Here is an 11,868-nt window from a genome sequence, read left to right as displayed (position 1 = left end):
GGTTCGCGATCCTGCGGCGATCGATGAAACAGTTCAAACACGACAACGTCACCGACTACGCCGCCGCGTTGACCTACTTCGGGATCCTGGCCATCTTCCCGGCCATGCTGGCATTGGTGTCAGTGCTGGGACTGCTCGGAAAACACCAGACCGACTCACTGCTGTCCAACATCTCCTCGATTGCCCCCAGTGGGGTCACGAGTGTCTTGAAGTCCATCATCACCCAGGTGCAGGGCAAGGCCGGCGCCGCCGGTATCGCGTTGATCGTGAGCCTGGCGCTGGCGTTGTGGTCGGCCTCGGGGTACGTCTCAGCGTTCATGCGCGCTTCCAACGCGATCTACAACGTCGACGAAGGCCGACCCATCTGGAAGACCGCGCCGGTGCGTCTGCTGGTGACGCTGGTGCTGGTGGTTTTGCTGGCCGCCAGTGCGGTGATGGTCATCGCCACCGGTCCGGTGGCCTCTCAACTGGGCAAGGTCTTCGGCATCGGCCACTCCGCGGTGCTCGTGTGGGAGATCGCCAAATGGCCGGTGCTGGTGATCGTGGTCAGCCTGATGTTCTCGCTGCTGTACAAAGCGTGCCCGAATGTCAAACAACCCGGTCTGCGGTGGATCAGCCTCGGCGGCGTCATCGCCGTCGTGATCTGGATCATCGCCTCAGCGTTGTTCGCGCTCTACGTCTCCTTCTCCGGGTCCTACAACAAGACCTACGGCTCGTTCGCGACCGTGATCGTGTTCCTGGTCTGGTTGTGGATCAGCAACATCTGCGTGCTGCTGGGCGCGGAGTTCAACGCCGAGACTCAACGCGAACGGGCGATCCGCTCCGGCTTCCCGCACGACGTGGAGCCCTTCGCGGAGCTGCGCGACACCCGCAAGCTGGATGAGCCTCAGCAACGCGAGGCCGAGGAAGCAGCCCGGATCAGGGAACGAACCACCGACCAGTAGAACCGGCGCGATCTGTTCTTCCTGCTTCAGCTCCGACCCCCTAGTAGGCGGATCGGGAACCCACGGATGCCGGCCCAGTCCGGTGATCCGACCGCACCACCATCTCTATGTGAGGGACTACACATGATTTCCACAGAGCAGATCCAGACCATCTCCGGCGGCAACGCCGTCGACTCCGAAGGCGCCAAGATCGGATCAATCGGGCAGATCTACCTGGACGACCAGTCCGGTCAGCCCGAGTGGGTCACCGTCAAGACCGGTCTGTTCGGCACCTCAGAGACGTTCATCCCCATCCGGGACGCCGAAGTCGACGGCAACGACCTGCGGCTGCCGTACAGCAAGGACAAGGTCAAGGACGCCCCCCGGGTCAGCGATGCCGATGAGCACCTCGACGTCGAGCAGGAGCAGAAGCTGTACGAGTACTACGGCCTCGCCTATGGCACATCGTCGACGGGCGGCAACGGACACGACGACGTGGTCGGCGGCCGGGGAACAGTGCAGGACGGCGTCCAGGACAGCGACCATGAGCACGAGCGCGAGCGCGAGCACGACGACCGTCGCGACCGCGCCGGTGAGCCCGGTGTCGTGGGTCGGGACACCTCCGGTCCCACGACTGACGACGCCATGACCCGCTCGGAGGAGCGGTTGAATGTGGGCACCGAGAAGGTGGAGACCGGACGCGCGCGTCTGCGCAAGTACGTGGTCACCGAGAATGTGACCACCACGGTGCCTGTCAGCCACGAAGAGGTCCGCGTCGTCCGTGAGCCGATCACCGAGGCCAACCGCGGTGACGCCCTATCTGGTGGCGACCTGACCGAGGAGGAGCACGAGGTGACGCTGCATGCCGAGCAGCCCGTCGTGCAGAAGGAGACCGTCCCGGTGGAGCGCGTGAAGCTTGACACCGAGACCGTCTCCGGTGAGCAGGAAGTCACCGAGCAGGTCCGCAAGGAGCAGATCGAGACTGACACCGGCGAGGGCAACGAACCCCGCCGAGACAACAACAACCGTTGAGGTCCTACCACGCCGCGCCTCCTGATATGGAGGCGCGGCGTGGTCTTGATCCACCCCAGGCCACGGGTCACGTGTGCGCTGGCCTACCAACGCACAATCCCGAAGAGAGATGACCCATGGCCAATGACCGCGGCGGCGCCCACACCTTCGACTCCAACGCACAAGGATCAGCTGACTCAACCAGTCCTCGTACTACACGGGGCCAGTGGCCGGCCGATGACCAGGACACGCATCGGGGCCGGGGCAGTGATGAGCGCGACCATCGAGATCGTCGCCGACCTCGAAACATCGACCACGAGTCGATCACCACAGCGCAGAAGGAGGAGCACGGCGGCATCAAGATCGGGTCAGCCTTCTTCGGCTGGCTGACCGCGACCGGTATGGCGGTACTGCTGACCGCGCTGCTGGCCGCCATCGGCGCAGGCGTCGGGCTGGCAAACAAGACCGACGTCACCAAGGCCACCAACGCCGCCAGCAACAACTCCACCACGGTGGGCATCGTGGGCGCGATCGCGCTGCTGCTCATCGTGCTCGTCGCGTACTACTGCGGTGGTTACGTCGCGGGTCGGATGGCCCGGTTCAACGGAATCCGCCAGGGCATCGCGGTCTGGGTGTGGGCCCTGGTCATTGCGATCGTGCTCGCCATCGTCGCGGCCGTGGCCGGTGACAAGTACAACGTCCTGTCCAAGCTGAACGCTTTCCCGCGGATCCCGGTCAAGGAGGGCACCCTCACGACCACCGGCGTCATCGCCCTGATCGCGGTCGCGGTCGCCAGCCTCGTCGGAGCGATCCTCGGCGGCCTGGCCGGAATGCACTACCACCGCAAGATCGACAAGACCTCAGTACAGGCCTACCGCAACTGACCCATGCCCTCCCTTCGTGCTCACCAAGCACGGTCCAGGCACAAGCGCCACCCTTCCCATGGGTGGCGCTTGTACCTGGCCCTAGGCTGCACCGTCCTCATCACCGGCTGCGCCGCCACCACCGGACCCGGCCCCACAACCGACGAAGACGGCCACCCGCTGTCTTCCGTGCTCCCTGCCGGCCCGAACACTCCCACCGTCTCAATGACAGGCACCTGCTCATAGGAGCCACGGATGGCTGCAGGGTGCCCGCGTTGAGAGTGCCGAGCCGTCGCCAAGGCCGCACGGGCCCACGGCTCGAAGGGGGACCTTACGATTTCGGGACCTAAGGATTTCCGAAGTGCCCGTGGCGACAACTGCCATCCGCCATTGCAGGATCCAAAGGCACGAATCCTCAGCCACGGTCCCGACGGCCCGGCGCGCAGCTTGAAAACAGCACGTCTTAGGGCAACGGGCGCTGTGGCTACGCCAGGTGCATCGTGGCGCGCCTTCGCCGTGCGCGGCCACGTGCTTGGTACTCGGTGAAACTAATCACTCCCGCAACTCGGTCGCACAGGTCAACGACCTCCTCCACGTCGAGCTGCTCCAGGTCGGCGCCGCTCAGAGCCGCGCGAACCCGGGCCTGATGTATTGGCGAAAGCTGCGCGATGTGATCCTCCGGTGTTGCCCGACGTTCGGCTGATGCTGAGGTAGTGCTGGAGCATTGACTCATGGTTGGTCCCCTGGCTTGCGGTGATGTCAACAAGGCCAGGGTCTGGGACCAAAACGAGTGGCAACCATCTGTAACGACATACGTCCACTTGTGCATACAGCTTGCGCCACGAATCAACCCTGCGCAATAGCCGTTACAAGCGTCCACGAGCTACCACCGAGATTGAAAGCCGGCGGCGCCACACCTCGAGTAGCCGCGCCCATCCCCGTTGAAGCGCTTCGACCGGCAAGAGACGGCCTTGCGGAAGATCTGCGCCCACCACCACCCGGTCACGCTTGGGTCCCATCAACGGGGCTATGGGTGCGACGACTGGTGCCGGCCGGCCCCGGGTATAGGGCCATCGAGGTCACTGATCGCTCGTTTGCGGCGGACTGATCAGTCACCTCACTGGTTAGGCCTCAGGCAGCTGGTTGCCCGGCGCCGGCACAAGGGGCCACTCCCAGGACCATCACCAGGTGTCTTCCAGACCCACGAAGAAGGGGAGGTAGGTGGGGATGACCACGATGAGGGCCAGCACCAAGACGCTGTAAAGGGTACAAAGGAAGGGGGCCGCTACCTCGGCGTGACGGCCGCCGAGCAACCCAGTCAGTCCACAACCTGCAACGTGGAGCCCCTTCACAGCAAAGGACGCATGATGCGCGCATTGGTCTACCACGGCCCGAAGAACGTCTCGGTCGACGAGGTTCCCGACGCGAAGATCGAGAAGCCGACGGATGCTCTGATCAAGATCACCACCACCAACATTTGTGGCAGCGACCTGCACATGTACGAAGGCCGTACCGACGTGGAGGAGGGCAAGGTCCTTGGTCACGAGAACATGGGCGAGGTCATCGAGGTCGGTGAGGGTGTCGATCGGGTCAAAGTTGGCGACATGGTGTGCCTGCCGTTCAACATCGGGTGCGGGTTCTGCAAGAACTGCGAGGCGGGCCGGACCGGTTTCTGCCTGACGGCCAACCCCGGAAACGCCGGCGCGGCGTACGGGTACGCCGACATGGGCCCCTACAACGGGGGACAGGCGGAGCTGCTGCGCGTGCCGTACGCCGACTGGAACGCCCTGGTCCTGCCCGAGGACGCGCGGGAGAAGGAGAAGGACTACGTCATGTTGTCCGACATCCTGCCGACGGGGTATCACGGCACCGAGCTCGCGCAGGTGGGGATCGGGGAGTCCGTGGTGATCTGGGGCGCCGGCCCGGTGGGGCTGATGGCGGCGATGTCGGCGCGGTTGCGCGGCGCTGACCAGGTGTTCGTGGTCGACCGTCAGGCCGACCGGTTGAAGCTGGTGCAACAGTTGGACGCGACCCCGATCGACGACAGCAAGGGCGACGCCGTGCAACAAATCCTGGACGCGACCCGTGGTGAAGGCGCTGACAAGGGCGTGGAGGCCGTGGGTTACCAGGCGCACGACCACGAAGGGCGGGAGCGACCGGGTCTGACGATCAACAGCCTGATCCAGGCCGTGCGACCCACCGGGCGCATTGGGGTTGTTGGCGTCTTCGTGCCCGAGGACCCCGAGGCCGAAGATGACCTCGCCAAGGAGGGCAAGTTCGGGTTCGATTTCGGCACGTTCTTCTTCAAGGGCCAGGCCATGGGCACCGGGCAGGCAAACGTCAAACAGTACAACCGGCAGCTGCGTAATCTCATCCACCACGGCAAGCTGAACCCGGGCCTGATCGTGTCCCACGAACTGAACCTGGACCAGGCCGCCGAGGGCTACAAGAACTTCGACGACCGGCTCGATGGGTGGACCAAGGTGCTCCTGCACCCCTGAGCGCAACACGGGCACGTGCCTGACGTGCGCAACCCGCACGTCAGGCACGCGTCGGGCGACCGGAGGCAGCATTGCGTGGGCCCTGTGCTGGAGGCTGCGCTGAGCGCGTGCTGCACGTGGTGCGCCGTACCGGCCGGCGCGTGCCCGTGCCCGTGCCCGTGCCCGTGCCGCAGGATTTTTGGCTCGAGTTGACACGTGCGGCGGTAAATTGGGCGAGGCCGCTGCGGATGCCCTCGGCCGGCGCGGGCGGGATGACGTCAACTAGGTGATGGGGATGAGACATCGTGACTCCACGCGAAGATCCTGGCCCTTCGGTCAAGGATGACGAGCTGTACGAAAAGCTGCGCGATGAGGGAAACAGCAAGGAGAAGTCAGCGCGCATCGCCAACGCTGCTGCAAACTCCTCCCGTTCGAGTGTTGGCCGCAAGGGCGGCAGGCATCCTTCCTACGACGAATGGACTAAGCAGCAACTCTTGGACCGCGCCCGGGACATTGGGGTGGAGGGCCGCTCCACAATGACCAAAGACGAGCTGATCAACGCGTTGCGCGAGCGTTGAGGAGCGGCGCGCGAAACCAGGACGCAACTGGGCGACCCTCGTTGGCTTCGTGCTGAATCGGACTTCTCAGCGCCGGTTGGTGCGCCTCGAGGCGGGGGAGCGGGGTCAGGTGTGTGGCTGCGGTGCCATCCGCGCTGAGGTCACCCGCCGGTGGGTGCGTCCGCGGCAGTCTCGGAGGGCGCCGAATCGGCGGCCGACGGGGAACGGGAGGACCGGTGTTGCGGTTCGATGACGTATCGGGGGTCGAGCGTGGATGCGCGGCCGGCCTCGAAAATCCCGAAACGCAGGCAGACCGATCCCGCGGCAAGCGCCAGCCCGCCGACGGCGGCGGCCGCCCGGTACCGGCCCCCCAACGCACCCAGCACCAGCGCGCCACCGCCGGTGAGTCCCTTGGCCGCCGTCATGAGGCTGCGTGCCCGACCCTCATGCAGCGTCTCCATGGAGAGGTGCCCGCTGCGTTCCATGGCCGTGGTCGCGGCGAGCTCCGCCACGGCGGCCGCGACGGCCACCCGGCGGGCGGGCCCGGACTGCGCGAGGGGCGTGAGCGCGCTGGCGACACCACCAGCGCTCGCCGCGGCCGATCCGGCGAAGACGAAAGGCAGCTGGCGATGCGCGTCGTGCCAGGTCGGCACCGCAGTGTCGCCGATGAGCACGGCGGTGTACGTCGCGACGCCTGCCCCCAGCACTGCCGCACCTCGTCCGGCGACCGGGGCGACCCGTCGCAGCAGGGGTAGCGGCACCAGCTCCGCTCCGGCGGCCAGCCCGACCAGCGGCGCGTACATCGTCAGCAACCACGACCCCATGCTCATGGGCGACGTCGGTTTGGCGACACGGAGCATGTTCACGAACCGGGCCGGTCGGCCCAGGTCGTGGACCAGGGCGACGAACGACACCCCGAGGGCGCCGAGGGCCGTCAGTCTGGTGGACCGTACGAGCGCGGGCCTCCCGGTGAGCTCGGCACCGGCCGCGAGTGCCGACGACGCGCCCGCCAGACCTCCGGCGAAGAGGTAGCCGGCGATGTCCAGCGGCTCCCACGTCGGAGGCTTGAGGATCGGCCTGCCGTAGTAGGAGGTGAACTTGTCCTCTGGTCCGCGTCGGGGGCTCATCCGCGGTCCGTGAAGTACGCCGCTGCGACGCAGGCCAGCAGGGCTGCCGCTGCAGCCCCGGCACGGCGCCACATCGCGCCCAGGTCGCGGGTGGTCACCACCGGGTCCGGCGGCAGCCCGTAGACCTCGGGCTCGTCGAGCAACAGGAAGAACGCGCCGGCTCCACCGACGCCGTCGTCGGGCGACTCGCCGTACAGCCGCGCCTTGTCCTGCCCGGCGGCATGCAACTCCTCCACCCGTGTCTGTGCGCGCTCCCGCAGCTCGTCCAGGTCGCCGAACTGGATGGACTGGGTCGGGCATGCCTGGGCGCAGGCCGGCTCCGACCCAACCTTGAGCCGGTCGTAGCACATCGTGCACTTGAACACCCGGCCGTCGTCCTCGCGCTGAGCGATGACGCCGTACGGGCACGCGGACACGCAGTAACCGCACCCGTTGCAGATGTCCTCCTGGACCACGACCGTGCCGAACTCGGTGCGGAAGAGCGACCCGGTCGGGCAGACGTCCAGGCAGGCGGAATGGGTGCAGTGCTTGCACACGTCCGAGGACATCAGCCATCGCACCCCCTCCTGCGGCCCGTTCGCGGAAGGGGTCTGCACCTGCTGCTCGATGAACGCCACGTGCCGCCAGGAGTCGGCCGACAGCTCGGAGGTGTTGTCGAACGACTCCCCGGTCAGCTCCAGTGCACCCTTAGTGGGGACGGCGTTCCACTCCTTGCAGGCCACCTCGCAGGCCTTGCACCCGATGCAAACGCTGGTGTCGGTGAAGAATCCGACCCGTGGCATCCCGAGGTCCACCGTGCTCACGACATCACCCCGTGCTCGACGCCGGTGTGCTCATCGATGCCGGCCCGACGCCGGTACTCCGCCACGAAGCGCGGCAGATCGGCCCCGCGCGGTCGACGCCCGGGTCTGATGTCGACGGTCAGCGCCTTCACCTCCTGGATGTGGGCATTGGGGTCCATCGCGATCGAGCTCAGGTTGTTCATCGCGTCTCCTGTGGTGAGGCCGTTGCCGCCCCAGTGGTAGGGCATACCGATCTGATGCAGCTGGGTGCCCGCCACCGTGAGCGGCCGCATCCGGTGGGTGACGAGCACCCGCACCTCGATGGCGCTCCGAGCCGACACCACGGTGGCCCATCCGCCGTTGTGCAGGCCGCGCTCCGCGGCGAGCTCGTGGGACACCTCGGCGAACATCGCCGGCTGCAGCTCGGCCAGCCGGGATAGCCACCGCGTCATGCCCCCGGCGGTGAAGTGCTCGGTCAGCCGGTAGGTCGTGAGCACGAAGGGGTAGACGTCCGCCCCGGGTTCCTTCCCGCTCGGGTGGTACCTGTTCCCTCGACGGATCACCAGCTTGCGTACGGGGTTCTGGCGCTGATCGGGGTAGATCGCATTCTCGAACGGCGATTCCTGGGGCTCGTAGTGCGTCGGGAGCGGGCCGTCGACCAGACCCGCGGGCGCATACAGCCAGCCCTTGCCGTCGGACTGCATGATGAACGGGTCGATCCCGGACAGGGCGTCGACACCCGTCGCGTCCTGCGCCGGCCGGTAGGACGGCGGCTTGTCCGGCTGCACGTCCGGCACGTCGTCGCCGACCCACTTCTTCTCGTCCTCGTCCCACCAGATCAACTTCTTGCGCTCGCTCCACGGCCGGCCCTGCGGATCGGCCGACGCGCGGTTGTAGAGCTCGCGCCGGTTGGCGGGCCAGGCCCATCCCCACTCCAGTGCGGCCTGCCCCTGCTCGTGGTGCGGGCGGCGCCGAGCCGGCTGGTTCACACCGTCGGCGTAGGAGCCCGCGTAGATCCAGCACCCGCACGAGGTCGAACCGTCGGGACGCAACTGCGTGTACGCCGACAGCGGCGCACCGTCGGCGCCGGTGCCGTTGATCTCGGCCAGGACGGCTTCCGCGCTCGGCTCGTCATATCGGCCCTCGGTCGGGTAGTCCCAGGTCAGGTCGAGCACCGGCCGATCTCGGTCGTCGGTGGACCCGGCGAGTCGTTCGCGGATCATTCGTCCCAGGTGCCACATGAACCACAGGTCGCTACGCCGGTCGTCCGACGGCTCGATCGCGGCGTTGTGCCACTGCAGCAGCCGGTTGGTGTTGGTGAAGGTGCCGCTCTTCTCGGTGTGCGCCGCGGCCGGGAAGAAGAACACCTCGGTGGCGATCTGCTCGGTGCTCATCTCACCGGTCGCGATCTCCGGGCCGTCCTTCCACCAGGTGGCACTCTCGATCAGCGAGAAGTCGCGCACCACGAGCCATTCGAGCTCGGCCATCCCACGACGCTGCAAGCCGGCGTTCGCCGACCCCACCGCCGGGTTCTCCCCCATCAGGAAGTACCCCTTGCACCGCCCGGCGAGCTGCTCCTGCACCGTGTCGTAGGTGGCGTGGCTCCCGGTGATCCGCGGGAGGTAGTCGAAGCAGAAGTCGTTGTCCTCGGTGGCGGCGTCGCCCCACCAGGCCTTGAGCAGACTCACCATGTACGAGCGCATCCCGGACCAGAACCCGACCTCCGCCTCATCGGCCTTGATGAAGTCGTCCAGGGTCTTGTGGCGGTGCGCGTGAGGGGTCGGGATGTACCCCGGCAGCAGGTCGAACAGCGTGGGGATGTCGCTAGAGCCTTGAATACTCGCGTGCCCCCGCAACGCCATCACCCCGCCGCCTGGTCGACCGATGTTGCCCAGCAGCAACTGCAGGATGCTGGCGGTGCGGATGTACTGCGTCCCGACCGTGTGCTGGGTCCAGCCCACCGCGTATGCGAACGCCGAGGTGCGCTCCCGACCGGAGTTGGTCACGAGAGCGTCCGCCACCTGATGGAACAGCTCCGGCGGGACCCCGCACACCTCGTGCACCATCTCGGGGGTATAGCGCGCGTAGTGACGACGCAGCACCTGGAAGACGCACCGCGGGTCCTGCAGGGTCTCGTCGCGGTGCCAGGTGCCGCGCAGCGATGGACCACCGGACCCGAACGAGTGCGCGTGCCCCGACTCGTCGGTGCTGGAGCTCTTCTGGACCTTCTCGTCGTACCCGCTGTCGCGGGCGCCGGACGCTGCCGCGACCTGCACCCCGTCGTACTGCCACGACGACGGGTCGTACGTGGAGCCGTCACGGTCCAGGCCCGAGAAGACTCCGTCCAGGTCCTCGGTGTCCTGAAAGTCCTCGTTCAGGATCGTTGCCGCGTTGGTGTAGTTCAGGACGTACTCGTGGAAGTACGACTCGGTGCTCAGCACGTGGTTGATCAGGCCGCCGAGCCACGCGATGTCGGTGCCCGCACGGATGGGGACGTACAGGTCGGCCATGGCGCTGGTCCGCGAGAAGCGCGGGTCGACGTGGATGATCTTGGCGCCCCGCGCCTTGGCCTCCATCACCCATTGGAAACCGACCGGGTGTGCCTCAGCGAAGTTGGACCCCTCGATCACGATGCAGTCGGAGTTCGCCAGATCCTGCAGATACGTCGTGGAGCCGCCCCGACCGAACGACGTACCGAGTGCCGCGACCGTCGAACTGTGGCAGACGCGTGCCTGGTTCTCGACCTGCACCACCCCGAGCGAGGTCAGCAGCTTCTTGATGAGGTAGTTCTCCTCGTTGTCCAGGGTGGCACCACCGAGGCTCGCCAGGCCCATCGTGCGGCGGGTGGTGCGCCCCTCGTCGTCCTCCTGCTGCCACCCCTCCTCCCGTGCGCTCAGCACCCGGTCGACGACCATCTCCATGGCCGTGTCCAGATCGAGCCGTTCCCAGTCCGTGCCGTACGGGCGGCGGTAGAGGACGTGACGCTCCCGGGCGTCGCCGGTCGTCAGCTCCAGAGTCGCAGATCCTTTGGGGCACAAGCGTCCTCGGCTGATCGGGGAATCCTTGTCGCCCTCGATCTGCACGACCTCGTCGTCCTTGACGTAGACCTTCTGACCGCACCCCACCGCGCAGAACGGGCAGATCGAACCCACCACCCTGTCGGCCGTCGCGGTCCGGGCGGTCAGCTCCTCGGTGGCTCTGGAGGTCGCCGCCTGATGCCGACCGCTCGGGTCGCCCGAGGTGAGTTGGCGTAGGACCGGCCAGCGCAGCGGTGTCACCATGAATCTTCTCCGATCAGCTACCTCGTACGACGGCGAGCGGACCGCCCGGCTGACCGGCGGTTCCTCATCGTTGCACCCGGAGGGTCCTCCGCGCAGGGTGTGCGCCGACCTGTTGGAACCACCGCTCGACGAACTGGACCGGACCGGCTGGTTGGATGCGGGGGTGTCCGACCCGTCGCAGCTGCTGTCCTACGACCGTGACCACCTCTGGCACCCGTAATCCTCGGTCACCGAGCCCGCGCCGACCCGCCTCGTGGAGTCCGCGAGCGGAATCCGCCTGACGCTGCGGGGCACCGATGGCACCCAGCGCAAGCTCCACCACGCCCGAGGCCAAGACGACCGCGTCCTTGTCGAGAAGAACCCACTTGGGTACCTGCGCCTGGAACGGTTTGCGCGCGAACGTCCAGTGGCCTACGTCCGCGAACATCATTCCTGCGGCGAGCCCGATCTGCGCGATCTGCTGCGACGTCGGAATCTTCTAGGGTCTCGATGCCATCAAGACCTCTCATCATTGACAGCCCGCCCGCAGGGGGTCGCAGCTCAACAAGTGATGCGGCGTAACGCCGTTGCGGTCACGCTACAACGACGGCTCAGCAGATGGGGTGGGCTCACAACGTTCAGTCCTGGCACCTCCATGTGCGAATGCGGGGAGTGGCCCTGCTGGTCGTCGCCGTCGTTGTGCCCGTGGGTGGTGTCTCCGCCACGGCGACCGTCCTGTGGGTTGTCGAACCATCCCAGCTGTCACCAGGGGGTCGCTTATCAAGAACTCGAGGACCGGCGCCTGCTTTCGCCAATGCTGGCCCGTGGTGGTGGCTGCAGGTGAGGCGCACCAAAACCTGCCCTA

Annotated in this window: 9 protein-coding genes; 6 read left to right on the top strand and 3 right to left on the bottom strand. The window is 66.8% G+C overall.

Annotated elements, in window-relative coordinates; genetic code table 11:
• Positions 1 to 23 precede the first annotated feature (23 nt).
• From JOB34_RS08125 to JOB34_RS08105, 5 genes are all read left to right on the top strand, one after another.
• Positions 24 to 944 carry a YihY/virulence factor BrkB family protein gene (locus tag JOB34_RS08125; RefSeq protein ID WP_243757714.1) on the top strand — a complete coding sequence of 307 codons (921 nt, stop codon included), beginning with the start codon at positions 24 to 26 and terminating at the stop codon, positions 942 to 944.
• Between the two features lie 123 nt (positions 945 to 1,067).
• The gene (locus tag JOB34_RS08120; protein WP_208052203.1) at positions 1,068 to 1,955 is read left to right on the top strand and encodes a PRC and DUF2382 domain-containing protein; all 888 of its coding nucleotides are present in this window, start codon (positions 1,068 to 1,070) and stop codon (positions 1,953 to 1,955) included.
• Between the two features lie 116 nt (positions 1,956 to 2,071).
• A complete protein-coding gene (locus JOB34_RS08115) occupies positions 2,072 to 2,818 on the top strand; it encodes a hypothetical protein (protein WP_208052202.1) in 747 nt (248 codons plus the stop codon).
• A gap of 1,343 nt (positions 2,819 to 4,161) precedes the next feature.
• The gene (locus JOB34_RS08110) at positions 4,162 to 5,298 is read left to right on the top strand and encodes a glutathione-independent formaldehyde dehydrogenase (RefSeq protein ID WP_243757713.1); all 1,137 of its coding nucleotides are present in this window, start codon (positions 4,162 to 4,164) and stop codon (positions 5,296 to 5,298) included.
• 284 nt (positions 5,299 to 5,582) lie between these two features.
• The gene (locus JOB34_RS08105) at positions 5,583 to 5,855 is read left to right on the top strand and encodes a Rho termination factor N-terminal domain-containing protein (protein WP_208052201.1); all 273 of its coding nucleotides are present in this window, start codon (positions 5,583 to 5,585) and stop codon (positions 5,853 to 5,855) included.
• A 140-nt stretch (positions 5,856 to 5,995) separates the two neighbouring features.
• Here JOB34_RS08105 and nrfD read toward each other — a convergent pair whose 3' ends face one another.
• The 3 genes from nrfD to fdh are packed head-to-tail and all read right to left on the bottom strand — an operon-like array spanning position 5,996 to position 11,024.
• Positions 5,996 to 6,961 carry an NrfD/PsrC family molybdoenzyme membrane anchor subunit gene (gene nrfD / locus JOB34_RS08100; RefSeq protein WP_208052200.1) on the bottom strand — a complete coding sequence of 322 codons (966 nt, stop codon included), beginning with the start codon at positions 6,959 to 6,961 and terminating at the stop codon, positions 5,996 to 5,998.
• Positions 6,958 to 7,743 (bottom strand): 4Fe-4S dicluster domain-containing protein, encoded by a 786-nt coding sequence (locus JOB34_RS08095; RefSeq protein ID WP_208052421.1) that lies wholly within the window; start codon positions 7,741 to 7,743, stop codon positions 6,958 to 6,960. The genes nrfD and JOB34_RS08095 overlap by 4 nt, the downstream gene beginning before the upstream one ends.
• A 17-nt stretch (positions 7,744 to 7,760) precedes the next feature.
• Positions 7,761 to 11,024 (bottom strand): formate dehydrogenase, encoded by a 3,264-nt coding sequence (gene fdh, locus JOB34_RS08090; RefSeq protein ID WP_208052199.1) that lies wholly within the window; start codon positions 11,022 to 11,024, stop codon positions 7,761 to 7,763.
• On the opposite strand from fdh, the gene JOB34_RS08085 reads away from it, so the two are divergent.
• Complete coding sequence (locus tag JOB34_RS08085; RefSeq protein ID WP_208052198.1) at positions 11,023 to 11,244, top strand: hypothetical protein; 222 nt, start codon at positions 11,023 to 11,025, stop codon at positions 11,242 to 11,244. The two genes, fdh and JOB34_RS08085, sit on opposite strands and share 2 nt — an antisense overlap.
• Positions 11,245 to 11,868 lie beyond the last annotated feature (624 nt).

Origin of the sequence: Allobranchiibius sp. GilTou38 (assembly GCF_017565325.1) — a bacterium.
Lineage (GTDB): Bacteria > Actinomycetota > Actinomycetes > Actinomycetales > Dermatophilaceae > Allobranchiibius > Allobranchiibius huperziae.
Note: the sequence above shows the minus strand (reverse complement) of the source record. Positions and strands in the feature narration are given on the sequence as shown.